Origin of the sequence: Bradyrhizobium sp., assembly GCF_047605465.1 — a bacterium.
Lineage (GTDB): Bacteria > Pseudomonadota > Alphaproteobacteria > Rhizobiales > Xanthobacteraceae > Bradyrhizobium.
In genome coordinates this window covers 142302-168488 of the sequence record NZ_JASGFS010000003.1, presented here as the reverse complement: position 1 = coordinate 168488, position 26187 = coordinate 142302, and the positions used below count along the sequence as shown (strand labels likewise).

Genomic DNA, 26187 nt, shown 5'->3' with positions numbered 1-26187 from the left:
TGGCAGCTTTCGAGATGGTAGCAGACCAAGCTCAGAGGTGCTCCCGATTCTGATTGTGACCCGAAGCAGACCAACGGTTGCCTTCGCGGGCCTGTCGTGTAGAAGAAACTCACGGGTGCTCACTGCAAACGGGTAGTGACAGGTTAAGCGATGGTCGGGCCGCCACGCGGAGCCCGTGCGCCCTTGAAAAACCAGCGGCCGAACACAAGCCACTCAGCAATTCAGCGGGCGCTCGCAACCCTCCAGCAGTTCCTGCATGTCGAGGCCATCAGCGGGGTGGTGCTGCTATTCGCCGCAGCCGTTGCATTGATTTGGGCGAACTCGCCTGCGTCCCATTCCTATCACGACCTTTGGAACCTGCTGTTGCCGCTTCGCTTAAGCGAGTTCGCCTTCGTCAGATCGGTGCATTTCTGGATCAACGACGCGCTGATGACCGTGTTCTTTCTCGTCGTCGGCATGGAGATACGCCGCGAAATTCACGAAGGCGCGCTCAGTCGGTTCGATCAGGCGCTTTTACCTGTGTTGGCGGCGTGCGGTGGGGTCATCGTGCCGGCATTGGTCTATTTAAGCTTCAACAACACGGCGGGCAGAGGCCATGGTTGGGCGGTCCCGACTGCGACAGACATCGCCTTTGCTGTTGGCGTGCTCGCACTGCTGGGCCGGTCAATCCCGTCCAACGTGAGGGTCTTTCTGCTGGCGCTCGCCATTATCGACGACATCATCGCGGTCTTGATAATTGCCCTGTTCTATAGCGACGGACTCCAGCCAAGCGGCTTCATCGTCGCTGCTGCCGGAATTATCACGGCACTCGGCCTGCAGCGGTTGGGTTTCCGCACCGCTCTGATCTACGTTGTACCAGCCCTTATTGTCTGGGCTGGATTCCTTGTCGCTGGTGTACATCCAACTCTTGCGGGCGTGGTACTGGGCCTGATCACTCCAGCACGGACGGCTGGTGCAGAGACAGAGCCGCCGGTCGTTCGGGTCGAGGCAGCTCTGCATCCTTGGGTTGCCTATGCCATCATGCCTCTATTCGCGTTCGCGAACGCGGGCGTCGATCTGAGGAGCATCGAGTTTGATGGCGGAACGCAGTTTGTCGCGCTCGGCATTGGACTTGCTCTTTGCGCGGGAAAGCCAGTCGGCGTCATCGGGGCGACATGGATAGCTGTGCGGCTGGGCGGATGCCGATTGGCTGAAGGCGTGACCTGGCCCGGCATCTGTCTCATCGGACTTCTGGCCGGGATCGGCTTCACCATGTCCATCTTCATTGCCATGCTCGCGTTCACCGATGAGAAACTGCTCGATGCCGCAAAGTTCGGTGTGCTACTCGGTTCGCTGATCTCGGTCACGCTTGGGCTTGGCTGGGGTGCCGAATACGCACAGCGGCAACGCAACGTCCGATCATGAGGAAGTCCGCTCCTGGCCCCCAGGGGACATAGCTAACACCCGCACCGAGATCGGCTTATGGGCCCAACGCGGTCATGTGTGTTTGTTTGGCCTATTCTGGATACGGTCCAGCTGCATGTCTCGTTGTCTGCCGTGCCAATTGACTCAGCGCTTTCCCCGCATGGCGTCCACAAGCGTGTCTATGCGATACTGCCCCATCGGCAAAAGCAGTGGCAATCGAACATGCGGCGGAATGACCTACGTCGTGGAGTTGCGATCAACCCACCGTGTTGATACTACGTGCGAGGCAATGCTCCCCTGCCATTCGTAGACTGACTACGGATGGCAATCACCGACACGGAGCATCACCATGAACACCTTCACCACATCCTCAGCCAACCTCATCGGCACCCCGACATGCCTTGGTCGCGTCGCGCGTGATCCCTCACGGCTCATGACCATACGCGAATGGTGGCATGAGATGGACGAGCCCGTTGCATGTTGGCCGACCCGGAGGCCACGTTCCGGGATGACGAGCGCCGCCTGGACGAATTGTGCCAGAGGAACGGCATCGCCTATCGCTCAGCGTCGGATGGCGGGCAGTCCATGGCTTTTCCGGCGTGGCGTCTCGCGATGTTCTACGCCATCCCCTGATTGGCTCTAGGATTGAATTATAGAGTCACTGGCGCGTTCGCTGGAGAAACTGAGGGTAGCACCCGGGCACTCCAAAGGCGCCTCAGTGGCCCTCCCTGAATCATCTGGAGGGCAGCCCTTCGGCTCGTTTAGGAGGGACCTCTGTTAGGACGGGTGGCTGCTATCGTCGCCCATCGAATAGGTTGTCCTCCAACCCAATAGGAACGTCGTTCGTGGGCAGGTCGATTGGGTTGCGCCATCGGGCAACAGAACGCGCTTTCGGGCTGATCGAATAGCTTGCCCCACTGCCCATAGGAACGCCCTCTTCGGGCTGTTGGCGTAGGGTTGCATGTCAGCGATACAGACGCGCCTCCGGGGCTGATCGATAGGTTGGCCATCTCCACATAGGACACGCCCTCTTCGACGCTGATCGAATAGGTTGTCCACTCCCTCTACCAAACGCCCCTCCCTCCAGCAGATGACAGCTCTCGGCCCGGCGTGGTCTCCGGGCTGATCGACATCACCGCGTGAGGGTGACGGTGTGGCGGCTCCTACTGAGGAAAGCTCTCGACCTGACTGGTCTGCCGGGCTGACGACATCCTCAGTGGGAGCGCCCTTCCCTCTACCAATCCCGCCAAGCCCTTCACGACACCTCAAGCGGCACGCCAAGCATGTTCCCAGAAACTCCCATTGCACCGGGAGGGACACAGAGCAGGCAACGACATGCTTCCCGAGACACATCACCATCATGAAGGGTTTGGCCGGATCGGCACCACTCAACACTTCAAGTTGCAGATAGACCACCTCCATTCATTTTTGGGGTGTTTAGGTCTTGGGTAATGCTTGGTCCACCCCGCGCGGAGCTGCCGAGCCCCAGAGGCTGCCCCCCTTCACATGCACCTCGATGCCCCAAGACCAGCCACCTCAGAGTTCAACTTCTCGAAAGACCAGATAGGACCACACCTACCGATGCTCTACGTCCAAGAAACTCTCGACCGCCAGACCGGACTACTCGCGACCAACATCCTCGGCGAATACATGACCGTCACTGAACTTGGTGACAAATACGGAGTTGGTCCACACCGTGTCCGCACGATCCTTCACCATATGGGTGTTCTCGCTGCCGAAGGGCGGCGCTATCGACTGCCCCGAGCGTTCGTTGATACTGGCCTTGGCATCCGACACGACAAGCCGAGATCGGGACACCCGTTCGATGTTCTGTCTCCCAAGTGCCAAGCGCTGATCGCTGAAGCGTGGGATGACACAGTTGCCGCTCTCGATAATGAAGCCGCCCCGACGATGGATCGTGCGAAGGCTGCGCTCGATACCTTCCGTGCGACCCGCCGTCGGGAGATGACCACGCAGGAGGCCGTGTGCTGGCTGTGCGATCACCATCCGCGCCTGCTCCATCGCCACATCGCGGACATCCTCGGCGTCACTCCCCAGCTCGTCTCTAAGTTCACCACGCTGCGGGCAAAGCAGATCAACATCGCTCGCAATGCGAAGGCTCGGCCGGTTCCGAACGTCCCGGCCCCTCCGAACCACCTCGACCAAACTTGAAAGCAGACCCATGAACCCTGACGAAATCCAAATCACCCCAATCTTCATCGAGCCGGCCGTCACTGATGGCACCGGCAAACTCACCACCGACGATGAAATCCCGACCAAGCGCTTTGTCTCCGTCGATCAGCCTGACGGAGAGGTGCAGATCATCACCGAGGTTATCCCGGAGTGATCGCCATGGCAGAGCACCTCGCGGTGTTGATCCTGATCATCACACTATCGGCACTGCCGCTGTTGCCAGCGCTGTGACCACTCGACCCTAGTCCAACCAAGTCCAACTGAAAGACCAAAGACCACAATGTCCATTTCTGAAGACCGCGCCGAATTCCAAGCCTCCATCTCCACCTTCAACGGCTCCCAAGGCACTCCGGCGTCCCGTGAACGGGCCACGCTCGATGCTCTTGAAGCCCATCAGCAGTCCTTGAAGGACCTAGCCGTTGCCAAGCGGGCATCCGAGGAAGCCGCTCGCTCGTCCTCGTCGTCACTGATGCGGACCAACACGGCAAGCAACGCCACCATCACCATGTCGCAGGGCAGGGCCACCATCGTCTCCGGGGGCTCGCACCGTGCCACTGCCGTGTCCTCGCCCCGTCCGGGCATGGTCACCGTCAACGGCATGACCACGACCGTGGAAGCCGCCAAGGCTGCCGGACTGATCTCACAGGACTACCAGCCGGGTTTTAACGCTGGGGTCGCCGCTGCCCCTCAGTCCCATCAGCAGCAGCCTCAGGTTCAATCACAGCAACAGCGGCCCCAGCAGCAGCCTCAGGCCACCGACGACAACACGATCAAGGCCACGGCAGAACAGGCGAAGGCAATCAATGCCTCGACCGCTGCACTTGAACAAGCCAATGAGGCCATCGGCAATTTCGCTGTGTCGTCTTTGCTTGAAGACGCCGTCGTGTCGGGAGACATTCCGACCGCACCGCCCCGTGGCATCAGCGCTGAGCAGATGTCGGCCGTGATCGTCGGCTTCGAAGCTCAGGCCAACGCGGTGCTCTCCGAGACCGGTGCATCCGTATCGCTCCTCAATGACATGCTCAATGAGAGTGAACTCCGGGCTGCTCGTCTTGCCACCTACAGGGGCAATGATCGGGAGCTGCGAGACCTCGGCAATAAGGCCATGGATAGACTGACGAAGCTGCCCAATGACCCGGCTCTGTTCGAGGCCATGACGGCCGACTGGCATGACGTCCAGATCACCCGATGCAAGAGCGGGGACACCCTCGTCAAAGCTCCCGGCTGGCCCAAGGCCATGTCGTGGTCGGCCGCAGTGAAGCAACGCCTGATCACTCCAGGCTGATAGAGCAATGAGTAAGCCAGCGAAGCGGATGCCACTGCCCCAACTGCCGGAGCCTCTGGCGGACCACCTCGACTGGCTTGTTGACGCTGTGCTGAAGGGAGCCGGGAAGTTACCTCCCGGCTACCATCGCAGCAACATCAAGCTCATCGTCCGCTCCATGGCGAAGCGCAGCATCAGCGACCACGGTCCAGACCTCTTGCCTGACACATTCATCAATCCATCCTCGTAAGGAAGACCATGAACACCATCCCCGCTGCCTCCCACATCGCCTTAGCGATCACCGCCGCAAAGGCGGAAATGCGTGAGCGCCGACGTGAGAGCATACGCAAGGCCACCAAAGCGCACTACTGGCGCACGCTTCAGACTAACCCTCGGAAGGCGATGCTGCAGAATGCTCAGCGAGCGGCCCGCCGCTTTGGCGTTTCCATCAACATCACAGTAGACGACATCGTGATCCCGGCCCGATGTCCGGCCTTTGACATTCCGCTGGAGCGTTCGAATGGCGTTGCTGCCGAAGCGTCGCCCTCCATCGTACGGATCGAACCGAAGCTGGGTTACGTGAAAGGCAACATCATCGTCGTGTCAGCCAAGGCGGCACGCGACCCGCTGGCCCGAACGCTGCTCTTCAAGGCACTCAGAGGTGAACTGAATGCCGAGCCTCAAATCACCGCCGCCGCATAATCGGGTTCCGGATAGTCTGCGCAAATTTGTGAAGCGGGGTTTGAGGGGGTAGCGGCCAGCTTCTTCCCCCTGGGGTAGGGCTCGCCCCAAAATCGTTTCGGTGGCGGGACCTTCCCTGCCCAGCACGCCGCGCTTTCCGTCCCCTCGTCCGCGTCTTCGCCTTGCTCAGAGGCGCATACGCTCCACTGCAATCACAGCAGTGGCAGCACTCTCATTATTGATGCGTTCTGCGTCAGCGTGACTCAGGATCATGCCTCTCGCCTCGCTTGATTTACTCGCACCGAGCCCATTACAACTTAGTCAACGTTCGTTGATTGGGATGTAATGGAATGGCTGAGGGTGTGTTCGTCGCGTACTATCGGGTCTCAACGAAGGGACAAGGGAGATCGGGTCTCGGATTGGACGCCCAGCGGGAAGCCGTGCGCAACTATCTCAACGGCGGTCAATGGTCCCTCGCAGATGCGTTCACCGAAGTGGAGAGTGGCAAGCGGGATGACGACCGTCCTCAGCTCGCCAAGGCGTTGCAGACGTGCCGCGTCTATGGTGCCAAGCTCGTCATCGCCAAACTCGACCGGTTATCTCGCGACGCGCACTTCCTGCTCGGGTTGGAGAAGGCTGGAGTGGACTTCGTTGCTGCAGACATGCCGCATGCGAACCGACTGACGGTTGGCATCATGGCCATGGTCGCCGACGAAGAACGCAGAGCGATCTCAGACCGCACCAAAGCGGCCCTCGCAGCTGCCAAGAGGCGCGGTGTCGCGCTGGGCGGTGATAGAGGGGCTCGGCTTTCCCGCGCTGCAAGGAAGGCTGGCAGAGAAGCGCAGATGACCCGTGCGAATGAGCGGGCTGCGGACCTTGCCCACATCATTCGGGAGCTTCAATCCAGCGGCGTAACCTCACTCAGCGGTATAGCAAGAGTGCTTTCGGAGCGACGCGTCCCCACCCCACGCGGTTCGACAGATTGGTCCGCCGTGCAAGTGGCCCGAACGGTGGCCCGACTATAGCGGCTCGTTGAAGAACTCGGCGTTGCGCATATTCATTTTCATGCGCCTATATCAGTGTTTTTGCCCTACGGAGCGGCGGGCGCAGGTGCAGGTGCCGGTGCAGGTATTGCAGCCTTCTTTGCCGAAATCTTGCCAGCATAGTCGTTTTGGACGGCGACCAATGCGTTGAGAAGCGGCTTGAAGCCGTCGAATTTGATAGAGGCCTGCTTCTTCTGGATGATCTCGACCGAAAACTCATTCTTTGAGTAGAACTTCGTTCCATCGGGCTCCTTGTTCGTCAGATCGAGAATCCTCCCATTCAGCTTCTCCTTTAGCACGTGCGATTCGAACAGCTGCTCCATCGCCGTAAATGCCCCACCGATCTTGGGGACGGGCACGACGTAAAGGTTCTCGTAGACAAAGTAGAATGGATCGCTGCCATCGACATCTTTCTTTAGGAGGCTCGAAAGATGCTTGAAGAGTTTCTCGGGCCCGGAATCATTATCGACGACAATAACCGTCGGATGTTGCGGCGTCCCCTTACAGTTCTTGATCCTCTTACGATATTCGCTGAGCAAGTTGGATAGTTGGCTGGCACCCCCAGACAAGTGCTGCACAGCATCGGCCGTTTTCGTGAATTTGAAGAGCTGCAAAAGGAAATTTCTCTTCTTACCTTTCACCTGGATCAGGCTTGGATAGAGAGCGGCGAGAGAGCGCACGGCACACCTGAGATAGACGTTGTCAGTCTTGCCCTCGCAAACAATGGTCATGTGCGGCTGGCCGAAGAACGATATATAGTTCAAGAAATCGGCGTAAACGCGATAGTAGGCGCGCTTCTCTATCTCCTCCTTAGGCACTTTGGTTCGATCGTCATCCCAGCGCTTAACGTGATAGATGAAAGCCAGCATACCCCTGACCTTCTTTGCATCAACGGGCACTGGAATACTACCGACCTTCAGATGCGCGCTTCCCTTTGTCATAAGGTGCCAGCACATAGCCCGTGCCAGCTTGTAGTATTCGGATTTGACGTTGACCTTTTCGTTGACCACGAGGCCCGTCGCATCTTGGCGGGAATCCCGATACTGGAGCCTGGTCTTCTTACCGTTTATCGCGAAGCCAGCCTTTTCAACTCGCTTCGATAGGCCAGCTCCGGCCACCCATTTGTGCAGGCTCGACGGATCGCGTTTGGCAATTCTCGATGGAAACACCCGTTCACTTGTTGAGAACGTGAGGTCATCGGCATAGCGGGTGTAAGTGCAGCGATTGCTGGATGCCAGCTCGTTGAGCCTGATATCCAACATGTGCGCGATCATGTTTGAAAGCACTGGCGAGCACGGGCTCCCTTGGGGCAACGTATTCTCATGACACGCTATCTGACTGATAATCGTCGCAACCTTCTTGTTCAGCATGTAGTGATGGTTCTTGATAAAGAACCCATAAACCCGCCCGAAGTTAATGCTGGGAAAGAAGTCTTGCAGGTCCGCGTTCAGCACCCAGCGCTGCCCGCGATGGTTCGCCGCGTTGGTCTGTATTGAAAGGCCGGGCTTAAACCCGTGGGCAAGGACGCATTGCGACTTGACCTTAAGGATCGCCTCAACTTCGAGCTGGCAATTCTTGAGCAATTTCGCAAGCCGCTTCTGAACCATTTTCAGACGCGGATCGGGCGCAGAGATAATTCGTTCACCGCCACTCTTCTTGGGAACGGGGAACTTCGTGTACTTTTGATGCTCAGGGATTTTATAAAGTATGAAAGCTAGGCTTGCAGGCTGTACGCCGAGAAGCAGGGCCACATCGTTTAGAGTGGCAGCCGACTTTAGCTTTGTTAGATGCGCCATGTTTCAAAGAATGGTGGCTTGCGGACACTCTTATGCGCTCGTCGAGCATCGTCTTGAGCGTTGAGATCTGCCGAGGCAGTCTTGCCGGCGTTGGTTTCAACTATCACGAAACATGATAGAAAAATCTGTCCGCAAGCCGCGTATTAGACATCATAGGTTGTGCGGCCAAGCAACCATACAACCAGTTCTATCCACATATTGCTTTGGAAAAGCCTCGCTTGGCGCGATGCCCCAACAAGCCAATCCCCCTCACTCGCAGAGCTTCCTGGACTCACACCGCCGAGAACGCTCGGATCAATTGCGAATATCTTGCTTTCGAGACTTCAAAGCAGAGGTGCGTTCCTCGAAGCGCCAAAGAATCAAGTCTGCAACGGAAACCAAATCGCCGCACTGCTCGTGAATGTCTCGGCACATGACGTGGACGTCGGGGTAACCGAACCGACTTGCCAATCGAACCAAATGTCGATCCGGCTTGGCAACATCCAATCCGATGTTCTTCGCCAAATGCCACTTCGTAACGCCACCTATGAACCGCAGCGACTCTAAGGTGGACAACGCATCCACCTCAAGACATTCCTCAAGCCACCTGAAACCATTTTTCGCGATCAAGCTAGCGGTCTCGGCGATAGCCTGAAGCTTGCCTCGATGGCCAAACACCGAAGAGGCGCATCGGACGCAAACGTCTCGGTTCTCGGCAATCTCTTCCGCCGACTCCCAGTCGCAGAAGCTGAGCGAGATGTAGTCGAAATGCTTCCTGACTACGGCCTCACGAAACCCTGAATTCAGGACTACCCAAGCGTACTCACGAAGGAAGGCCGTCTCGGTGATCGAGTGCTCGCTTACGACACGCTTCTGACTCTCGACCTCTTGTACAAACGGTGAACCTTCAACCCAACACTTCGCTTCGAGGTAATAGTCCACGAGCTCAGATTGTCGGGCTTCTATGTTGACCATGGCCAATTATCGCGAATCAACAGCTTCAATTTTGTTAACCAAATACTCGCTCCCGGCTTTTTGTCGAGCAATTTGCTGATCTCTACCTTGGTGAGATGCTTTTGCTTTAGACGAAGAAACTCGGATTCCGGCACGCCGCTACCAACGTCACTCGCCATATCGTACCGAGCAGCAAGGCGCTGGAATTCACGAGGAGGAATGTCGCCGGCGGATGCAAGCAAATAGCCGGCTTCTCTCTTTACTTCCGCGTACATCGTGAAGCTGCGTTTATGGGCCTCTCCGCGCCCGCGCCAATCGGTCTTCGACTGAACCAACGTAAGACAAAATACCACGAGACCAAAAATGCCTACCACGATTGCGGGATCGACAGACTCAGGCATGGCATGGTGGAGGAGCTTTGGGTCGACAAACGCCAGCGCAGTCACCAGAGCCGACAGAACCAAAACAACAATGTCCAGCAGAAGCGCTCGCCCGCTGAACCTGTCGGACAACGCAGCATGCGCGGTGCAGAGCTGATCTGAAACCCGCCGTATTCGTTCGATTTCTTCTCGTGAACCGATATTTGCTTCAATTGTCATTGGTGCTGAATAGTGCCTCCCATTGTTCTCGCGACATATGGGCACTCGCATTTCGCATGCGCTTTGCGATGCGTCCCAAAACATGCGCTGCGGCGACCCTCTCGGGGCTGCCGGCATCGCCCAAATAGGCATCCACATGGACGGATTGCCCCGTACTATCCCGAATAGGCGATGCCACCAATTCACGCGCTTTCTCGAAGAAGACAGGGAGCATCGCAGCGGTCGTCTTGGGGCCCTCGTAGTTCCGGAAGGCAGCAATCGCTAAACTCTCGACGTGATAGCCGGACAGTCGTTGTTGCTCCGGCAAGGTGCCAATGGCCGCCTTGGCTAACTTGATCATCGGAACAAGCTTCCCTGCACATTGCTCATTTCTGGCCGTTAGCGCGGCCTGGAATTTCTCAGGCGATATGCCTGACCACCCGTCTCTCATAAAGGAAGGGACCTTCAAGCCCTCGGCCGTCTTGAATGCGGGTAGCAGCTGAATTTCTTGTCCATCCGGATATGCAACTGTAACGGCAAGCTTACCCGAACTCACCTTTGCGCCGCCTCCGAGTTCGCTCGACAGTATATCCGCAACGGATTTAATCGCTTCCGACGGTCTTGAATTTTGTAGGTCTGGATCGTCCAGGACGAGCAAGGAATCGACATCGCTTAGTCCGTCAACATAGGTATGCTTCGCTACCGAACCGCCAAACAGGGAGTCGACCGTTGCTTCGAGCGGCCCTTCCAAAGCGTCCTTTATCTCATCGAGACGATCCCTGACCTTTTCAACATCTCTACTGTTTGCCGACGCAAGAAGCTCGCCGAGAAGACCGCCGAGTTCGGTCTCGAACACCTTAATGGCAGTCTGATCTTCGGTTTCGCGCACCTGCTGACGAAGCTGCTCGGGCGTCCTATTCAAGAATGGGCCACCACCTCCACCACCCCCCATATTAGGCTCCTCCCAACTCGGCAATCATTGCGTCATAGGCCTTCTTCAAACTCTCATGATGCTTACCAAAATGATCGAAGCGGCCATCGGCAGCGAACTTGATCATGCTGAGCCTCATCTCTTGCATGGACTGGTAGTTGTTCGTCCAGCACCGACCTTCGACGATGTCAGAGTTGGTCGTAATTGGCAGCGAGAGCGCTCCAAAGTGATGCCGGTACACGGTATCGCCATTGGAAAAGGCATAGCGGAGCCACGTCAGGCCGTCGAAAATGTCCGCCCCCGCCAAGAAATATAAGAATGTCGAAATAGTATCGAGACTGCCGAAGACGTGAATTGGGAGGCCGGGATGATGCGCGTCCAATTCCTTCCTAAGCTTTGCGACATTGATCATTCGATTCAACGTGGAATTACCAATTTCCTTTTCTGTGACACCCACCACCGCAAACCCCGTCATTTGCTTCACGGTCGGGAGTATGTTCTCTAAGTGCAGACGCTTTGAAGCCTCACTCTCGGGCTTTATCAGCAACGCACGAGCGCTGTTTCCCGGCGGCAATACCATCGCCTTTGCTCGTTCAATTTGCTGTGCTGTTGGCACGCGATCATTAGGATGGTCATAGCTGACACAAACCGTCGGCGAATTGGACTTCCATTCGGCCAGGACCTGTTGATGCTTGTCGAGAGACCACTCCTTTCCAGAATACTCCCTCTCGTAGGTGTCAGATAGCTCAGTCTCCTTGGATGCCTCGTAGCCACCGCTATCCAAAAAGATAGCTGACGCAAAATCAAATGGTGGCTTTATGTGATTGTTGTAGATGTCGTAGGCGCTGACGAGGACTTCGTCCGAAATATACTCCTCCATCGTCTGCAAAATTTTGGCGACGTTGGGAAAGCCCTTGCTTGAAAAGGACGGCAGCAAAAGCGGGGTCTTTATTGACGGCGCGTTGCCTATTCGAAGAAATCGACGACTAGCCAGCATCGAGCCTCACACGATCTCTGCACGAAGCGCAGATACCGCACGTCGGGACGGCACCTGCTTCGCAGCTGTAAGTATCATTGAGCGGCAACGCTGCCGCCTTGAAATAACTAAAGATGTCGTCCTTCGACCAATCGACGAAGGGGGCAACGACGGACACGCGCCCGTCGGAGCACTCCTGTGCCAGCACTTCAACACGAGACAAAAAGGAGCGAGAGCAGTCGTAGTAGTTGGTCCCAGAATGAATCCCAAACGCCAACAGCCCATCGTGACACCTCCCCAACAGAAGCGCACTTGCGATCAAAAATAGGTTGCGACCGACAAGCTCTCCCGCGCCAAACTTGGTCGGCGAGGACGCCCTAAGCTTGACTACCGGGATTGAGAGCTTCCCACTCAGAACATCAACAGCCGCCTCCTCGCGCCGCGCCGCCGCCTGTCCGAAGTCGACGAAAATGCCGCGTACCTCGTGTCCTCCCTTCTTGAAGAAATGGACACAGGAGGTTGAATCAATTCCACCGCTAAACAGGACAGAAGCGTGCATGGACAAATCGCTCGACTTGAAGTTGACATTTCTATCGTAGGGTTCCGATAAGGCAAATGGCCCCACTCATCATCCTTTGGTCCGGGTTCGGCACCGCCGCGGGGTATCGAAGCAAGCCCGAGCGGAGCATTGGGGGGCGGCTTGCACTCGGCGCTACCCCAGATCAGCAGTGACAACTGCTCTCAGCACTGATACACAAACGAGAACGGCGAGGCAAAAATCCTCAATAGTTTCAGTATGAAGGCCGCCAGCAGTCACAGTTCAATCCTGTTTGGCAGCACCTTCCATCCCGCTAGGAACATTACTTTTCTTGAAATGTCGGTCCTAAGTACCACACAGAGCTGGCTTCTCTGAAGTTTTGATGCCCCAGCGCGCAGGCTCCTTTTCTCGCTAATTCCGAATTCGCACTACGACCAAGATCGCTGATCGACTGCGCGACAAGCGAGTTTCGCTCAACATTGGGAGCCCCGACCATCGTCCATGTATGAAGACGGTGACGATCGGAGCGACATTGCATTCAGTATCGAGACCGAAGAACAGGATCCCGCAACGGCAGCGACCTGAATTAGCTGATCGAGATCAAGGCATCTGGAGGACGTCAGGATGGATTAATGCTCCGTCCCTCAGCCAGAGCTTGGCTCCTTGCGGGCCAGCGACCGCTCGCAACGCGTCACCAGCCGGCAAGCGTATCCAGCCTTGCGTCGCTAGTATCCGATCACCGATCGTCAAATCACCGTCGAGAAGGAGTGCCTCAAGTCCGCGTCGGTTTCCGATCGTCGTCGCGGTGCCTGCAGCGAGGGTTTCGATTCTTACGTTTTCCGACCCGTCATCAAAGAGTTCAATCGTGCCCGATATTGCCTCAGCTCCGGAAGGACGCCAGACGATCTGCTGATCGTCGCCTTGCCGGAACTGCCAGAGCCGCACGAAGATCGTGCAGCCCTCAAGAGATGCCGGAACGTGCGATGTGCCAGGCGGATTGCGAAAGTAGCTACCGGCGGGATAGTCGCCGTGCTCGTCTTGGAAGACGCCTTCCAGAACGACTATCTCCTCGCCGCCACCGTGGGTGTGCCGGGGGAACGCACTGCGAGGTGCGTAACGCACGATCGAAGTGGCGCGCGCGAGCTCGTCGCCGACTCGGAACAGCATGCGTCGGTCCACTCCGGCAGCTGGGCTCGCCACCCATGGAAGCTCCGAGGCTTGGATGATCACGGGGATGGTCAGATCGTCATTGATGCGCATGGCTTCCCTCCTTCATGGTGAGCACCATCCTGAAATTCGCCTGGCCGGACCTCATCCGCGCAACCGCCTCGCACGCCTTTTCGAGCGGCATGACTTCAATGCGAGGCCGCACTCCGGCGAGCACGCAGAAATCCAACGTCTTCTCGTTCTCAAAGGGCGTGCCGGTGATCGATCCAAGGACGCTGCGTTCGCCGACGACGAGGTGTCCTGCGGAGACCGGCAAAGGATCCTTTCCGGCTCCCAAGAGGACAAGCCTTCCCTGCGGCGAGAGTGCGCCCATCAGCGCGGCAACAGCTTGGACGTCGCCGATGGTTGTGATGATGGCCTTGGCACCACCGAGGCTTTGCAACCGCGTGACAGGGTCTTCCTTTTTTGAATCGATGTAGACATGGGCGCCCAGCAACGCAGCATCGTCCGCAATATCACTCCCGCGCCCCACGGCGACGACACGGAACCCCATCCGCCTCGCGTACTGAAGTGCGAGGTGGCCCAGTCCGCCGATGCCGTGCACGACGACGGTGTCGCCGGCTTCCGCACCACATTTCTTCATCGCATTGAAGGTCGCGATGCCTGCGCAGAGAAGAGGGGCCGCCTCCTCCGATTTCAGCTCGCCGGGAATCGAGACCAGCCCAGTAGCACGGGCGATCATCATTTCGGCGTAGCCGCCGTCGCACGTCGATCCGACGAATGCCTGATTCATGCAGAGCTGAAACTCGCCGCGGCGACACTGGGCGCAGTCGTTGCAGTGCCCGCCGAGCCTTCCGATTCCCGCCCTCTGGCCAATCTTCCAGATCGACGGCACGCCGGCACCGAGGGCCACAATGCTGCCGACGACCTCGTGCCCGGGCACGCGAGCGGGGCGCATCTTAGGATCAGCGCGGTCGATATCGCCTGCATCGGCACCGCAGATCCCGCAGGCCTCGACCGCGATCAGAACTTCTCCCGGGCCGGGTGACGGAGTCTCACGCTCGGCGATTTCGAGTTCGCCGGGCTTCGAGACCTGCGCGACGCGATGGGAGCGCCTCATTTCCGTTGCCTCCGATAGTTTCGTTTTAGCCGCTCGTTGCCGACGACAGCGGATTGCGCTATGCAGGCTTTTGCAAGCGCGAGATCACGAATGCCGCGGCGCGCTCCGCCGCGTCGACGGCACCGGCGAGATAACCGGGGTCTCTCACACTCGTCTCGCTGCCCGCCAGCACGACGTGATCCCGCCACTCCTGACCAACCCAAGGGCGCCGATCGGACATCGGATGGCCGGTCGCGATCCTGTCCCCTCCCGTCGCCGTCAGTGGGTCGGCCGCCCAATCCTTGAAGAGCGTCGCGCGCGGCTTTGCCGCCTCGGGACCAAACAAGTTCGCCAGTTGCCGGACACACGCCGATACGATCGCGGACTCTCCCACTGCAATGCGATCCTCCGCGGAGATGCCGAGGAAGCCGAAGAGGGCCGCTTTCCCGCTGGCTATCGTGGCATCGTGTATTTCAACGAGCGGACCGACCATGCTCTGCGCCGTGCCCGACAACCCCTGCTCTCGCCAGAACGGCCGATCATAGACTGCGAAAAACTTCGCATGAGGAGCCATCCATGTCGGCGTCGCCCGCCAGCGACTTGCCGACGCGGGGTCGATTGCAGGTGAGAATGCGACGGTCGCCTCGAGGAGCCGTGGCGGAAGCGCGAAAACGACAAGGGCGGCACGGCAGATCTGAACTGCGCCCGCGGCGTCCACGAAAGAAAGCTCGACGTCCTCACCGTCAAGCCTTGCGCCCGTTGCGCGGGCGCCGAGTTCGATACCGCCTCCCGGAAGCGCATCGGAGAGTGCAGACACAACGGAAGCTGTGCCGCCCGCGAGCCGCATCGACGGCGGCGCCTGGGTCAATCCGCCGTAGCGCTGCGGCGGCCCGTTCGGCATGCGCTGAAGGACGACGTCACCTTCGTCATGCTGCGCAAATCTGGTGAGCCCGAAATCGTCGATCAGCCTACCGAATGCCGGCTGCATCTCAGGCCAGAACCAAGAGGGCCCGAGATCGAACCCGTCGTGCGAGGCGTTACCGGTCTCGTCCACCGACCAGACACGACCGCCCAACCGAGATCGCGCTTCCAGCAGTCGGAAAGCGATACCCGCACGGTGGATCCGCAGCGCCGCGGTCAAGCCGGCGACGCCTCCCCCGACGATGATGACTGGACGATCGGAATTCGACACGACAGAATCTCGAAAAGTGGTCACCCGTGGAACATGCTCGCCCTCGGGCGCTCCTTCAAACGGGATGATCTTGGCGGCCGCCAAAGAAAATCTTTGGCGCACGTCCGACGCCTTCAGGCGGCCTCGGGCAGAGATGCCGCAAATTGCGGATAGGTCTCGGCGAGTTCGGTCCTGATCTGGCCTCTCATCAGCGCCAGGGTCTCGGCGTCGGGTCCGGGGGTCTCGATCTCGCAAGCGTCATTGTCGAAGGAGAAGCCGGTAATCTCGCGGATGTCGGCCGCGCCGCGGCCCGGATGCACGCTCTCGAGCCGGAAGCGACCGGTATCCCGCTGAAAGCTGAACAGTGCAGCATTCGTCAGCAGGGCATGCGGGCCGCCTCGCCGATAGATCCCCTCTTCGGTTGACCCTGGTGCAGAGATGAAATCGACCTGATCGACCAGCACGCGCGGGCTGTGCTCTTCGCGAAAGAGGATCACCCGCGGAACCAGGAAATACAGATAGGCTGAGCCGTAAGATCCGGGCCATCTGACGGGCGAGTTCGGATAGCCTCCGGCGCCAACCAGATTCACGTTGCCTTTGCCGTCGATCTGGCCACCGCCCAGGAAGAACGCGCCGATGCGGCCCTGAGCCGCGCAATCGAACAGCTCTTCGGATCCGCTGGTGAAGGAGTTGTGCTTGACCGAGCCGAGGATAGACACCTGCACATCGCCGAGCCCCTGCTTCCTGTTCAGGGCCCGCAACAGCATCGCACCGGCTGCCGGCATCGGCGACGACATACCGACAGCAACATGCTGCACCCCGTCAAGAAGGCGAGAGATCGTGTAGATCAACAGCTCGCGGTTTGTGCACTTGGTCCTCACGCCGCGCTCCTGGTGCCGGTGATGTAGGCCTGGAATCCCTCTGGGGTGCGCGCCGCGCGGGCGTAGGCTTCGACCTCGCGGGCGTCGAGTTCGTACTCGGCGTAAAGGCCGGTCGGCCAGGCCGCATTTTTGTATTCGGCGACAGCGGACACGTACATCGCCGGGAGCACGCCGGCAGCGAGCTTCTCGTCGTCAAGCAGCGAGGTCTCGGAGATGCACTCGACGGTGACGAAGGTCTTTTTCGAGGCGTGCGCGAGAAGCATGACCTCGCGGCGCCGGCCTAGGCGAACGTTGCCCAAGCGATCAGCCTCAGGCGCATGGATCAGCGTGATGTCCGGCTGGATGGCCGAGACCACCACGATCTTCTCAGACTCGTCGAACGGGTTGGTCGTGACCTTCCAGTTCGGATGGTTTTCAAGAACGTCACTGCCGATGATGCCGCGAATGGGCATGAACGGAACGCCCTTCTCCGCCGCGCTCAGACCAGCAAACACAGCCGGGCATGTGGCATCGAGCACGCGAATGTCGCCGTTGCGGACCGCACGGGTGAAGCATGGCGCCCCGCCTGCTTCGCCCAGGCTTACCGCGCTGGTCTCGAGCACGGAGACCGCGCCGGCGCCGATCAGCATGTCGATCTGCATGCCACCGATGGGCGCGCAGACGACGTGAAGGTCGCGGACGCCGCGCTCGATCAAGAGCCGGATCATCGCGGGACAGGATCCCGAACCATCCGGGGCCAGGCCGAGTTTGACGCCCGACGGTATCATCGCGGCCATCGCTTCCGGCGACACGAATTCAGTCATCGTCCCACTCCCGTGTCAGGCCCGATCGATCGCCGGGCGCATTGTCATTTCAAGCGATCGAGCGATCCCAAAAGATCGTCCCGCAGATCGTCGTAGTCCTCGAGGCCGACCGAAATCCGGATCAGACCATCGGTGAATCCATGCGCGGCTCGTTCCTCCGGCGAGTAGGTCGCGTGAGTCATGCTTGCCGGATGCTGGATCAGGGTCTCGGCGTCACCAAGGCTGACTGCTCGGGTTGCGAGCCCGACATTGTCCATGAAGGCGCGGCCGGCACCAAGCCCGCCTCTGAGCTCAAGGGCAATCATGCCGCCCATGTTCTTCATTTGGCGCAGCGCGAGTTGATGTTGCGGATGAGACGTCAACCCAGGGAAATAGACCACATCTACCGCGGGGTGCGCTGCAAGCGCATGCGCCAGTTTGGAGGCGTTCTCGCCATGTCGATCCATTCGGATGCTGAGCGTCTTCAGCCCTCTGAGGACGAGAAACGCATCGAAAGCGGAGATGCAGGCGCCGTTCATCTCCTTGATCCCGATGTAGCGGAATTGATCGATCAGTTCCTTTCGCGAGACAACAATGCCAGCAAGCAGATCACCGTGCCCGCCGAGGTACTTGGTCGCCGAATGAACCACGATGTCGGCACCGAGCGCGAGCGGCTTCTGCAGATAGGGCGTACAGAACGTGTTGTCGATCAGAAGAAGCACGTTCCTCCTTCTGCAGACTTCAGCGAGCGCGGCGATATCGACCAGCCGCATGTTCGGATTGGAGGGTGTCTCCGCGATGACCATCCGGCACCGCGACGTGAGTGCGTCCGATAGATTGGCAGGATCGGTCAGATCAACGAATTTCGTCTTGATGCCGAAGCGTGCGAGTTGATGATGGAGCAGCGAGAATGTGCAGCCATACAGGGTCTTGTCGGCCACGATCTCATCACCGGCCTTCAGCAAGCTCCAGAGTACGGAGGTCAGGGCCCCCATACCGGACGATGTGGCCAAGGCGGCCTCGCCGCCCTCCAGCGAAGCCATTCGCTTCTCCAGAACGGCGACGGTCGGGTTGCCGACCCGGCCGTAGATGTAGCCATCCGCTGCGCCGGCGAACCGCTCGCTGCCCGTCTCGGAGCGTTCGAACGCATAGGTCGACGTCAGAAACACAGGCGGGTTCAATGCCCCGTGATAGTCGAGCGGGTCGTACCCTTCATGGATCGCCCGGGTGGAGAAACCCAATTCGAAGTTTTTCATGCCGCCAGCATACTCGCCGTGCGGATTCGTACTTGCCAAAGACAAGCACGTCGGATTGAGATTTTGGCACGAAATCGCGTCACACGGGCATCTCATGACCATTCCTGCCAATACCGCCAATTTCGATGCAATTGATCTCAAGATTCTCCGAGAGCTGCAGGCCGATGCCCGTTTGCCGAACAACGTGCTCGCCGAGCGGGTCGGCCTTTCCCCTTCTCCGTGCTCGCGGAGGGTCAGACTGCTGGAAGAGACGGGCGCGATCGAAGGCTACCGCACGATCGTGAATCGTTCTTCGGTCGGGCTTGGCTTGACTGTATTCGCCGGGATTCGCGTCGGGCGTCATTCGGCCGAAGGCAAGGAGAACTTCATCAGGTTGCTGCTGGCGATGCCCGAAGTGATCGCCTGCCATCTGGTCTCCGGCGACATCGATTTCCTCATCGAGGTCGTCGTGCGCGACATGGTGACCTACGAAGCGACGGTGTTGAACCGTTTGCTGTCGCTGCCCGAATTGCGGGACATCCGGACGAGCTTCGCCATGCGGACGTACCGTTCGTCGGGGCCACTTCCCCTTTCGCCAGGCAGCGAGCAGGCGCCCGGCCGTCGACCGGACGCCTGAACACGCGGTCACGCGACCTGGTAGAACCGGATCTCCGGAACTGCCGCAAGCAAAGGCTTCAAGGCAACGACGACGTCGTCCTGGAATAACTGGCTCTTGGTATAGGCCACGGCATTCTCCACCGTGTCGAACCCGTGGAGAACTTGGACGTCCTCGTCGCGCACCAGCAGCTCCTTCGACCTGGCACCGGATACTTTCTTGAGGAATGGATCCTTGAAGCGACCGTAGACCTCGGCGGCTTTGGCCCGATTGTGCTCTTCGACCTTCAACGTGATTTCCAGATAGGCCATCATTTTTCCCTTCCTGTTTCGAGACAGCGACGCAGCGGCAGGTCCGATACCGCGTGTCATGGGAAGACGTTGAGACGCCCGGTGCACTTTCACAAACGCGAAGATCTTGGGATCCGGCGAAGGAAAACTTGCGCGGGATCGGCTGCATCACTCTTCTCGCTCGTCTACGACGTTCGCAGACGCCTCCTCAAAGAGCCAATCGCGAAACGCGAGCAGTCGCGGCAACGCGGCGCTCTCGGGACGATAGACCACGTAATAGGAAAGCGATGATGGCAGCGTGTTCCCCGGGAACAGGCGGACGAGGCGCCCCGACGCGATGTCGTCACGCGCCATGATGCTTCTGGCGAGAGCGACGCCCTGCCCCTCCATTGCCGCCTGCAACACGGCCGCAGAATTGTTGATGTGGAGTCCGCGCTTCGACGCGCTCACGTCTGCCGCGCCGGCCCTGGCGAGCCACTGATCCCACGTGATAAACCCTGCGTGCCGATCGACCGACAGATCGTGGATCAGCGTTTCCCCCAGGAGGTCCCGCGGGCTACCGAAGCCTTTTGCCAGGTCGGGGGAGCAGACTGGATAGACCTCTTCGTCCATCAGCTTCTCCGCCGCGAGGCCGGGCCAGTCGCCGGCGCCGTATCGGACACCGACATCGATGCCTTGCGCAACGAAGTCGGAAAGCTTGAGATTGGTATCGAGACGAACGTCCATGTCGGGACTTCGCGCCTGAAATCGATGGATGCGCGGCAGAAGCCACTTGGCGGCGAAGGCCGGGCTGACAGTCACGGTCAGGGTCGCGCGGATGCCGCCGACCTTCAGCGTCTCCAGACCAAGACTGAGGCGATCCAGCCCGGCTTTGATGTCTGGCAACGCCCGCAGCGCCGTCTCGGTCGCGATCAGGCGGGAGCGCCCGGTGATGGCACGATTGAAGAGGGGGGCACCGAGCCACTCTTCGAGGGTCCGGACGAGTTGCCCGACCGCGGCAGCGGTGACGTGCAGCTCCTCTGCCGCTCCGGAGAAGCTGCCGTGCCGTGCGCTTGCCTCGAAGGCCCGCAACGCATTGAGATGAACCGGCGACTTCATGCGATTGCTTCGCTTGTGGGCGAGACCGAAGCGTGACGCAGACATGTCTGCCGCCTCCCGCTTCGGTCGTCGCGATCATTTCACGTCAGGTCTCGGATCATCGACGAAGCCGTCGCGGTTCGGCATCTTGACCGCACTCAGCGACTTCGCATCCATCGTCGCATCTGCCGGCACGATGCCGTTCATATTCAAGATGTAGCCGGACAAGGCGTACACCTCGTCGTTCGTGAGCGACTCCGGCGCATTCAGAGGCATGGCTCGACGGATGTAGTCGAACAGCGTCGGAGCGTATGGCCAGTAGCTGCCGACGGTCTTGACGGGCTTCGCCGTCGCCAGCGTGCCCTTTCCGCCGACCAGCTTGTCGCCGATGCCGCCCTCGCCCTTCTCTCCGTGACAAGCGGAGCATTGGTTCTCGAACAGCTCGCGGCCCTGGCTCACCGTGCCGTGCCCGGGTGGGAGATATTTGCCGTCCCTGTCGACGTCGATGCTCCAACCCGCTATTTCCGCGTCAGTCGCCTTCTTGCCGAAGCCGAACTTCGACTGACCATAACTGAACGTCGTCGTGGCAATCAGGACGACGGCCGCACCAACGAGACTAAGCCTTGGCATGGGCATTGGTGACCTCCCCGCTCTCGGCGACCTTCCACGGCCAGGTCGCGTTGTTGTGGTACTGGCCGTTTACGCCACGAACGTCCCTCAGTTGCTCGAAGCTTGGCTGCACGTAGCCGGACTCGTCGGTCACGCGGCTGATGATTGTCGTCGGCTTGCCATCCCAGGTCCACGCAAGTCGGAAGCGCGTGAACGCGCGCGTGAGAACGGGTTCCTGCAATCTTGCCGCCTGCCATGTCTTGCCGCCGTCCGTCGAGACGTCGACTTTCGCGACCTTGCCCCGCCCCGTCCACGCCAGACCCGTGATTTCGTTGAAACCGGGCTGGATCTTGTGGGTACCCGACGGGCGCGTGATGATCGACTTCGCCTCCATCATGAACGTGAACTTCCGCGCGGTCCCGTCCGGCATGAGATCGGTGTAGCGCGACGTTTCCTCGCGCGAATAGATCGGCTCATTGGTCACATGAAGACGTCGAAGCCATTTGACGTTCATGTTGCCCTCGAAGCCCGGGAGCAGCACGCGCAACGGATAGCCTTGTGCCGGACGCAACCGCTCGCCGTTCTGGCTGTAAACCAGCATCGCGTCCTCAAGGCACTTCTCGATCGGAATGCTGCGCGTGAGCGCGGCAGCGTCCGCGCCCTCGGCGATGACCCATTTGGCCTCAGGCTTCAGCCCGATGTCCTCGAGCACGGTCTTCAGCGGAACGCCGGTCCATTCGCAGCAGCTCGCCAATCCCACCAGCTCACCTGCGGTCTTCGCCGAGATCTTCGTGTAGGGCGGATTGCCGGAGCATTCCAGGAAGTGGATGCGGCTCTCCGACGGATACCGCTTGATGTCGTCCATCGTGAAAATGGTCGGCCGCTCAACCAGGCCATGGATCATCAGACGATGCTGCGCGGGATCGATCTCGGGAATGCCGCCGTGGTGGCGCTCGTAGAAGAGACCATTGGGGACGATGATGCCGTCGATGTCCTGAAGCGGCGTCTGGCTCTGCGACGAGGTCTGCTGCTCGATATCCTTGCGCAGCACGCGGACGATGCCCTTCTCGAACTTCGAGGGCTGCCCGTAGGGCTCACTGCCGGTGTCGGCACCGGGCTGCTTCATCCATTCCGGGACGTTCGGTGGCAGGTTTTCTGCGCCGGCAGCCGGTTCGGCCGCCAAAGCCTCGCCGGATGCGACCAGCGCTGCTGCTCCTCCTACCGCGAGCGAACCGGCGGCCAGAAACTGTCTTCGCGTCGACGACTTCGTCGTCTCGACGCGCGATCTACTCTTCATGCTTACTCCTTGCGAACATGTTTCACAGGATGGCCAAGCTTGCCGCAGCGGATCCGTCGATCCGACGCGCCCCATGCCTGTTTCGGGGTCGCAGGCGTAAGAATGGTCCGCCGGCGAAAATCCAAACCAATCGACGTCCCGGCGTCAGGCCGCCGCGCCTTCTCCGGATCGCACAGGCGACGCCACGAAGAGCGCGGCCACAGCAAACAGCAGAGGCGGAAACGAGAGCCAGAGCACGGTGTCCCAGCCGTAGGCCGAGAGCAGCCCACCCGAGAGAAAGGAGCCAAAGGTCATCGTTCCGAACACGACGAAGTCGTTGAGCGACTGGACTCGAGCCTTCTCTTCCGGCCTGTGGCATTCGAGAACCATCGCGGAAGCACCAACGAAGCCGAAATTCCAGCCGACGCCCAATAGAATCAGCGTCGCCCAGAAGTGTGCGACCTGGATGCCGAGGAGTCCGACCGCGGACGAGGCAGCGGTCAGCAGCAGCCCTGTCGCAACCACCTTCGATGCGCCGAACCGGGTGATCAGACGCCCGGTCCAGAAGCTCGGCCCGTACATGGCGATGACGTGCCACTGCAGGCCGAGGTTCGCGGATTGCTGAGGTAGGTTGCAGAACTTCATCGCGAGCGGCGCAGCCGTCATGAGGAAATTCATCAGAAGGTACGAAACCACGCCGCACACGACCGCGCCGATGAACCGCGGCTGCCGCGCAATGATTGCCAAGGGACGCCCCTTACCGGCATCTGCTGCCGTCGGCACCGGCAAGCGCACGCCGGCAAGAACGAACAGGGAGATTGCAGCAACAGCGGCTTGCCCGAGATAAGTCGCGGCGAACAGGTACGGCTGCCAGAGGTCCATCGTGTAGGTGACGAGCTGCGGCCCGATCACGCCGGCGAACACCCCTCCCGCCATAACGGCCGACAGCGCCCGCGGTCGCCGTTCAGGCACGGCGCAGTCGGCCGCGGCAAAGCGAAAGGAAAGCACGACTGCGGCATAGACGCCGCCGAAGAACGTTGCGAGACAGAACAGCCAGAACGAGGCCTGCAGCACAGCCAGCGTTCCAATCAGACCGCCCACGACGCCGCAGCCGGTTCCGATCATGAAGGCCGCCCGGCGACCGTGCCGCTGGGCGATCGCACCAGCCGGCAACGTACAAGCGGCCATTCCGACGACGAAGATCGAGATCGGAAGTGTCGCGAGCGCCTTTGTCGGCGCCAGCATGTCTCCGATCACCGCGCCGGTGGCATAGATGACGGTCGAGTTCGCGCCGGCCAGCGCCTGTGCGATCGCCAATCTGATCACGTTGGAACGTTCGAACCGTGTCGTCGGCGCGGCGTCCGCCAAATCTTCCATCACGACTTGGGACATTCAGACCTCGATTTGGTGGCTCCAGCGCGTGTCGCGCTGCGAAGGACGTCGATGCAGACGGCGATCAAGCAGGTCTCGCGCCTTGGGTGATTGGCCGCTCCGCATCAGCGCCAGCAGCAGCATGTCCTCGAGAATTTCTCGCTGAGCGCCGCTTCCACCGACCCGAGCGAAGTCTCCCGTCATCGGTTCTAGAATCCTCGTGCACTCGGCGTAGTCGGCATTAGCAAACGCGAGCGCCGCCGAACCCACTGCGGCGACGACGGGGCCGGCAGGAAGCGCGCCGTCCACAACGCGACGCGAGTTCGCATCGATGCGATCGATCGCGGCCACCTGCCGACCGGTTGCGGCTGATAGCAGACCCATGTGGACCTCGACGAACGCAAGCCCGGGGTTCGCATACCTGGAGCCAGCGTACTGTTCGGCTTCGTCCCACAGGCTGGTCGGGACTGAATGGCCATACGCCTGCAGCCGCCACAGCAGTGAAACAGCATCGCTCACGACGTTGATTGGGAGTCCCAGCGAGACTGAAGGGCGCACATGCTTCGAATAGATCGCCAGGGCATGCTGCGGATCGTCGCGCTCCAGAGCAGACAATGCGGCGTGCCAAGACAGGTGCCCGTGCAGCATGCCCGCCCGGTCGTATTCCGGCAGCCAGGCTTCGATCAGCGTCTCTGCTTCCTGCGCCGCGCCCTGCTCGAACATGGCGTGCGCGACAGCATGAGCCGCATTGGCGTTGGCGCGCCGGCGGTCGAGCCCGCGCTGCGCCAGGTCCCGGCCCTTCGTGACCGCACCATTTTCGGCATGGGACCATCCGCGGTAGGTCAGGAACCACCAATCGTCCGCGTCGTATCGATCCGCGACCTTCTCGCACAGATCGACCCGCGCCTGATCGTGATCCGCCATTCCCGAGAAAGCAAATAGACCGAAGGCGCCCAGCGGCAACGAGAGGATCAGGACATCGCGGGGCCATTGGTCGAGATGCGCGAGCGCGCTCTCCAAAGCCTTGGCCGCTTGCCCGGTGACAGCAAGCGAGAGGGTCTGCACATGACTGATCTCTCGCGGTGAGCGGCTTCGAACAACGATCTCCTGCGCTCTGGCGATACTCGCACGGGCATCTGCGGACTGGCCATGGATCGCCTGCAAACGCGCGAGAGCGGCGTGCGCTAGGGCGAATTCCGGATCCAGATCGATAGCCTGCCGCAGCGCCTCCCCCGCGCCCGGCCAAGCCGACAGGAGAAGGTCAACGCCCGTGCGGTAACCCGCCGCCGCTTGCGTCGAGTTCGTCGAAATCGGAAGGCCGCGACTGTCGACCTCGGCCATGCTCGCCTCCTGCAGCGGTCAGGCCGCCGACTGGCAGCCTCTTGATTTCGACCGCTACCAGAGCGATATGAGGCTGTCTTTCGACGCTTTGCCAATTTCTGTAGAATATACGCCAATCGGAGACGGTATGTCCTGGACTGCGATATCAGCCCCGCCGGACGCGCTTCCCCCGCGACCGATCACGATGCGGGCCCAATCCATTCCACCGCGGCACGAATTCCCCGAGCACGCGCACGACTGGCATCAGGTCGTCTATGCCGTCGACGGAATGCTCATGGCGATCGCCGAGAACCGGTCTTTCGTCATCTCGCCTGAACAAGCGGTTTGGTTGCCGAGCGGCATCCGCCACCGGGTCGGCTCGCTGCTCGGTGCTGAATTCCGCAGCCTGTGGATCTCCGTCGATTCCGGACGAGGTCTTCCCATGGCTCCGACGGTGCTGGCCGTCTCACCGCTGTTGAAACAATTGATTGTCGAGGCTGCCGCCATAGAGGCGCGGAAGGACAGCGATGGATACACGGACCGCGTCACGACGCTCATTCTCGACCAACTCGCCAGAGCCCCGGCCCTGACTGCTGGATTGCCGTGGCCGCGCAGCGAGCGCCTGTTACGTCTTTGCGAGACCCTCTATGTCGATCCCGCCGACGAACGCGGATTGGATGATTGGGCCAAGGCGCTTGGCACGTCGTCCCGAACGCTCACGCGACAGTTCGAAGCGGAGATGGGTCTGAGCCTTAGATCTTGGAGGCGGCAGGTACGGCTGCTTCGCTCGATCGAGCTGCTAAGAAGGGGGACTGGAATAACCGAGACGGCCCTGCAACTCGGATACGGCTCCGCGTCGGCGTTCATCTTCGCCTTCCGAACTGAAATGGGATCCAGTCCTCACGCATACATTCGGAAGTCGGATACCTCGCAATAATTCTCGGTGGACAACGACC

28 protein-coding genes are annotated in these 26187 nt (G+C 60.0%); 10 read left to right on the top strand and 18 right to left on the bottom strand.

Annotated elements, in window-relative coordinates; genetic code table 11:
• The first annotated feature begins 150 nt into the window (after nucleotides 1-150).
• The 8 genes from nhaA to QM712_RS04510 all read left to right on the top strand — a co-directional run bounded on the left by nhaA (nucleotide 151) and on the right by QM712_RS04510 (nucleotide 6567).
• On the top strand, nucleotides 151-1404 hold the full coding sequence (gene nhaA / locus QM712_RS04545) for a Na+/H+ antiporter NhaA (RefSeq protein ID WP_415021849.1): 1254 nt from the start codon (nucleotides 151-153) through the stop codon (nucleotides 1402-1404).
• Between the two features lie 477 nt (nucleotides 1405-1881).
• Nucleotides 1882-2037 carry a hypothetical protein gene (locus QM712_RS04540; protein ID WP_415021848.1) on the top strand — a complete coding sequence of 52 codons (156 nt, stop codon included), beginning with the start codon at nucleotides 1882-1884 and terminating at the stop codon, nucleotides 2035-2037.
• A 948-nt stretch (nucleotides 2038-2985) separates the two neighbouring features.
• On the top strand, nucleotides 2986-3576 hold the full coding sequence (locus QM712_RS04535; RefSeq protein ID WP_415021847.1) for a hypothetical protein: 591 nt from the start codon (nucleotides 2986-2988) through the stop codon (nucleotides 3574-3576).
• A gap of 10 nt (nucleotides 3577-3586) precedes the next feature.
• Nucleotides 3587-3751 carry a hypothetical protein gene (locus QM712_RS04530; protein ID WP_415021846.1) on the top strand — a complete coding sequence of 55 codons (165 nt, stop codon included), beginning with the start codon at nucleotides 3587-3589 and terminating at the stop codon, nucleotides 3749-3751.
• Between the two features lie 126 nt (nucleotides 3752-3877).
• Entirely contained in the window at nucleotides 3878-4882 is a 1005-nt protein-coding gene (locus tag QM712_RS04525) for a hypothetical protein (protein WP_415021845.1), read from the top strand.
• A gap of 7 nt (nucleotides 4883-4889) precedes the next feature.
• Nucleotides 4890-5111 carry a hypothetical protein gene (locus QM712_RS04520; protein ID WP_415021844.1) on the top strand — a complete coding sequence of 74 codons (222 nt, stop codon included), beginning with the start codon at nucleotides 4890-4892 and terminating at the stop codon, nucleotides 5109-5111.
• Nucleotides 5112-5119: 8 nt separating this feature from the next.
• The gene (locus QM712_RS04515) at nucleotides 5120-5563 is read left to right on the top strand and encodes a hypothetical protein (RefSeq protein WP_415021843.1); all 444 of its coding nucleotides are present in this window, start codon (nucleotides 5120-5122) and stop codon (nucleotides 5561-5563) included.
• 329 nt (nucleotides 5564-5892) lie between these two features.
• Nucleotides 5893-6567 carry a recombinase family protein gene (locus tag QM712_RS04510; RefSeq protein ID WP_415021842.1) on the top strand — a complete coding sequence of 225 codons (675 nt, stop codon included), beginning with the start codon at nucleotides 5893-5895 and terminating at the stop codon, nucleotides 6565-6567.
• Between the two features lie 65 nt (nucleotides 6568-6632).
• Here the strand turns inward: QM712_RS04510 and QM712_RS04505 are convergent, their stop codons facing one another.
• From QM712_RS04505 to megL, 12 genes are all read right to left on the bottom strand, one after another.
• Nucleotides 6633-8381: a retron Ec67 family RNA-directed DNA polymerase/endonuclease gene (locus QM712_RS04505; RefSeq protein ID WP_415021841.1), complete on the bottom strand. Its 1749-nt coding sequence runs from the start codon at nucleotides 8379-8381 to the stop codon at nucleotides 6633-6635.
• A gap of 294 nt (nucleotides 8382-8675) precedes the next feature.
• Entirely contained in the window at nucleotides 8676-9335 is a 660-nt protein-coding gene (locus QM712_RS04500) for a hypothetical protein (RefSeq protein ID WP_415021840.1), read from the bottom strand.
• Nucleotides 9323-9913, bottom strand: a complete 591-nt coding sequence (locus QM712_RS04495; protein WP_415021839.1) for a hypothetical protein — start codon at nucleotides 9911-9913, stop codon at nucleotides 9323-9325. The genes QM712_RS04500 and QM712_RS04495 overlap by 13 nt, the downstream gene beginning before the upstream one ends.
• On the bottom strand, nucleotides 9903-10814 hold the full coding sequence (locus QM712_RS04490) for a CBASS oligonucleotide cyclase (RefSeq protein ID WP_415021838.1): 912 nt from the start codon (nucleotides 10812-10814) through the stop codon (nucleotides 9903-9905). The genes QM712_RS04495 and QM712_RS04490 overlap by 11 nt, the downstream gene beginning before the upstream one ends.
• Nucleotides 10815-10845: 31 nt before the next feature.
• Entirely contained in the window at nucleotides 10846-11820 is a 975-nt protein-coding gene (locus QM712_RS04485) for a hypothetical protein (protein ID WP_415021837.1), read from the bottom strand.
• Nucleotides 11810-12358, bottom strand: coding sequence for a 7-cyano-7-deazaguanine synthase (locus QM712_RS04480; protein ID WP_415021836.1), 549 nt, complete (start codon nucleotides 12356-12358; stop codon nucleotides 11810-11812). Before QM712_RS04480 ends, QM712_RS04485 begins: the two co-directional genes overlap by 11 nt.
• 579 nt (nucleotides 12359-12937) lie before the next feature.
• On the bottom strand, nucleotides 12938-13597 hold the full coding sequence (locus tag QM712_RS04475) for a cupin domain-containing protein (protein WP_415021835.1): 660 nt from the start codon (nucleotides 13595-13597) through the stop codon (nucleotides 12938-12940).
• A complete protein-coding gene (locus tag QM712_RS04470) occupies nucleotides 13584-14624 on the bottom strand; it encodes a zinc-binding dehydrogenase (protein WP_415021834.1) in 1041 nt (346 codons plus the stop codon). Before QM712_RS04470 ends, QM712_RS04475 begins: the two co-directional genes overlap by 14 nt.
• A gap of 58 nt (nucleotides 14625-14682) precedes the next feature.
• Nucleotides 14683-15795, bottom strand: coding sequence for a flavin monoamine oxidase family protein (locus QM712_RS04465; protein ID WP_415022044.1), 1113 nt, complete (start codon nucleotides 15793-15795; stop codon nucleotides 14683-14685).
• 113 nt (nucleotides 15796-15908) lie between these two features.
• The gene (locus QM712_RS04460) at nucleotides 15909-16655 is read right to left on the bottom strand and encodes a CoA-transferase (RefSeq protein ID WP_415021833.1); all 747 of its coding nucleotides are present in this window, start codon (nucleotides 16653-16655) and stop codon (nucleotides 15909-15911) included.
• On the bottom strand, nucleotides 16652-17446 hold the full coding sequence (locus QM712_RS04455; protein ID WP_415021832.1) for a CoA transferase subunit A: 795 nt from the start codon (nucleotides 17444-17446) through the stop codon (nucleotides 16652-16654). Before QM712_RS04455 ends, QM712_RS04460 begins: the two co-directional genes overlap by 4 nt.
• A gap of 56 nt (nucleotides 17447-17502) precedes the next feature.
• Nucleotides 17503-18693 (bottom strand): methionine gamma-lyase, encoded by a 1191-nt coding sequence (gene megL / locus QM712_RS04450; RefSeq protein WP_415021831.1) that lies wholly within the window; start codon nucleotides 18691-18693, stop codon nucleotides 17503-17505.
• A gap of 94 nt (nucleotides 18694-18787) precedes the next feature.
• Here megL and QM712_RS04445 point away from each other — a divergent pair, with 94 nt between their 5' ends.
• Complete coding sequence (locus tag QM712_RS04445) at nucleotides 18788-19309, top strand: Lrp/AsnC family transcriptional regulator (RefSeq protein WP_415021830.1); 522 nt, start codon at nucleotides 18788-18790, stop codon at nucleotides 19307-19309.
• Between the two features lie 8 nt (nucleotides 19310-19317).
• Here the strand turns inward: QM712_RS04445 and QM712_RS04440 are convergent, their stop codons facing one another.
• From QM712_RS04440 to QM712_RS04415, 6 genes are all read right to left on the bottom strand, one after another.
• Nucleotides 19318-19602, bottom strand: coding sequence for a hypothetical protein (locus QM712_RS04440; protein WP_415021829.1), 285 nt, complete (start codon nucleotides 19600-19602; stop codon nucleotides 19318-19320).
• A 144-nt stretch (nucleotides 19603-19746) separates the two neighbouring features.
• Nucleotides 19747-20676 (bottom strand): transcriptional regulator GcvA, encoded by a 930-nt coding sequence (gcvA, locus tag QM712_RS04435; RefSeq protein WP_415021828.1) that lies wholly within the window; start codon nucleotides 20674-20676, stop codon nucleotides 19747-19749.
• 75 nt (nucleotides 20677-20751) lie between these two features.
• Complete coding sequence (locus QM712_RS04430) at nucleotides 20752-21291, bottom strand: c-type cytochrome (RefSeq protein ID WP_415021827.1); 540 nt, start codon at nucleotides 21289-21291, stop codon at nucleotides 20752-20754.
• A complete protein-coding gene (gene soxC, locus QM712_RS04425; protein ID WP_415021826.1) occupies nucleotides 21272-22561 on the bottom strand; it encodes a sulfite dehydrogenase in 1290 nt (429 codons plus the stop codon). Before soxC ends, QM712_RS04430 begins: the two co-directional genes overlap by 20 nt.
• Before the next feature lie 144 nt (nucleotides 22562-22705).
• On the bottom strand, nucleotides 22706-23917 hold the full coding sequence (locus tag QM712_RS04420; protein WP_415022043.1) for an MFS transporter: 1212 nt from the start codon (nucleotides 23915-23917) through the stop codon (nucleotides 22706-22708).
• A gap of 15 nt (nucleotides 23918-23932) precedes the next feature.
• Nucleotides 23933-25252: a tetratricopeptide repeat protein gene (locus QM712_RS04415; RefSeq protein ID WP_415021825.1), complete on the bottom strand. Its 1320-nt coding sequence runs from the start codon at nucleotides 25250-25252 to the stop codon at nucleotides 23933-23935.
• Between QM712_RS04415 and QM712_RS04410 the strand changes: the two genes are divergently transcribed.
• Nucleotides 25251-26168, top strand: a complete 918-nt coding sequence (locus tag QM712_RS04410; RefSeq protein WP_415021824.1) for an AraC family transcriptional regulator — start codon at nucleotides 25251-25253, stop codon at nucleotides 26166-26168. The genes QM712_RS04415 and QM712_RS04410 overlap by 2 nt on opposite strands.
• Nucleotides 26169-26187: the final 19 nt, after the last annotated feature.

Excerpts from the sequence above, each read along its gene's own strand:
- nhaA (WP_415021849.1), top strand. The coding sequence starts at position 151 with ATGGTCGGGCCGCCACGCGGAGCCCGTGCGCCCTTGAAAAACCAGCGG.
- QM712_RS04540 (WP_415021848.1), top strand. The coding sequence starts at position 1,882 with ATGTTGGCCGACCCGGAGGCCACGTTCCGGGATGACGAGCGCCGCCTG.
- QM712_RS04535 (WP_415021847.1), top strand. The coding sequence starts at position 2,986 with ATGCTCTACGTCCAAGAAACTCTCGACCGCCAGACCGGACTACTCGCG.
- QM712_RS04530 (WP_415021846.1), top strand. The coding sequence starts at position 3,587 with ATGAACCCTGACGAAATCCAAATCACCCCAATCTTCATCGAGCCGGCC.
- QM712_RS04525 (WP_415021845.1), top strand. The coding sequence starts at position 3,878 with ATGTCCATTTCTGAAGACCGCGCCGAATTCCAAGCCTCCATCTCCACC.
- QM712_RS04520 (WP_415021844.1), top strand. The coding sequence starts at position 4,890 with ATGAGTAAGCCAGCGAAGCGGATGCCACTGCCCCAACTGCCGGAGCCT.
- QM712_RS04515 (WP_415021843.1), top strand. The coding sequence starts at position 5,120 with ATGAACACCATCCCCGCTGCCTCCCACATCGCCTTAGCGATCACCGCC.
- QM712_RS04510 (WP_415021842.1), top strand. The coding sequence starts at position 5,893 with ATGGCTGAGGGTGTGTTCGTCGCGTACTATCGGGTCTCAACGAAGGGA.
- QM712_RS04505 (WP_415021841.1), bottom strand. The coding sequence starts at position 8,381 with ATGGCGCATCTAACAAAGCTAAAGTCGGCTGCCACTCTAAACGATGTG.
- QM712_RS04500 (WP_415021840.1), bottom strand. The coding sequence starts at position 9,335 with ATGGTCAACATAGAAGCCCGACAATCTGAGCTCGTGGACTATTACCTC.
- QM712_RS04495 (WP_415021839.1), bottom strand. The coding sequence starts at position 9,913 with ATGACAATTGAAGCAAATATCGGTTCACGAGAAGAAATCGAACGAATA.
- QM712_RS04485 (WP_415021837.1), bottom strand. The coding sequence starts at position 11,820 with ATGCTGGCTAGTCGTCGATTTCTTCGAATAGGCAACGCGCCGTCAATA.
- QM712_RS04480 (WP_415021836.1), bottom strand. The coding sequence starts at position 12,358 with ATGCACGCTTCTGTCCTGTTTAGCGGTGGAATTGATTCAACCTCCTGT.
- QM712_RS04475 (WP_415021835.1), bottom strand. The coding sequence starts at position 13,597 with ATGCGCATCAATGACGATCTGACCATCCCCGTGATCATCCAAGCCTCG.
- QM712_RS04470 (WP_415021834.1), bottom strand. The coding sequence starts at position 14,624 with ATGAGGCGCTCCCATCGCGTCGCGCAGGTCTCGAAGCCCGGCGAACTC.
- megL (WP_415021831.1), bottom strand. The coding sequence starts at position 18,693 with ATGAAAAACTTCGAATTGGGTTTCTCCACCCGGGCGATCCATGAAGGG.
- QM712_RS04445 (WP_415021830.1), top strand. The coding sequence starts at position 18,788 with ATGACCATTCCTGCCAATACCGCCAATTTCGATGCAATTGATCTCAAG.
- QM712_RS04440 (WP_415021829.1), bottom strand. The coding sequence starts at position 19,602 with ATGATGGCCTATCTGGAAATCACGTTGAAGGTCGAAGAGCACAATCGG.
- gcvA (WP_415021828.1), bottom strand. The coding sequence starts at position 20,676 with ATGAAGTCGCCGGTTCATCTCAATGCGTTGCGGGCCTTCGAGGCAAGC.
- QM712_RS04430 (WP_415021827.1), bottom strand. The coding sequence starts at position 21,291 with ATGCCCATGCCAAGGCTTAGTCTCGTTGGTGCGGCCGTCGTCCTGATT.
- soxC (WP_415021826.1), bottom strand. The coding sequence starts at position 22,561 with ATGAAGAGTAGATCGCGCGTCGAGACGACGAAGTCGTCGACGCGAAGA.
- QM712_RS04420 (WP_415022043.1), bottom strand. The coding sequence starts at position 23,917 with ATGGAAGATTTGGCGGACGCCGCGCCGACGACACGGTTCGAACGTTCC.
- QM712_RS04410 (WP_415021824.1), top strand. The coding sequence starts at position 25,251 with ATGCTCGCCTCCTGCAGCGGTCAGGCCGCCGACTGGCAGCCTCTTGAT.
- QM712_RS04415 (WP_415021825.1), bottom strand. The coding sequence starts at position 25,252 with ATGGCCGAGGTCGACAGTCGCGGCCTTCCGATTTCGACGAACTCGACG.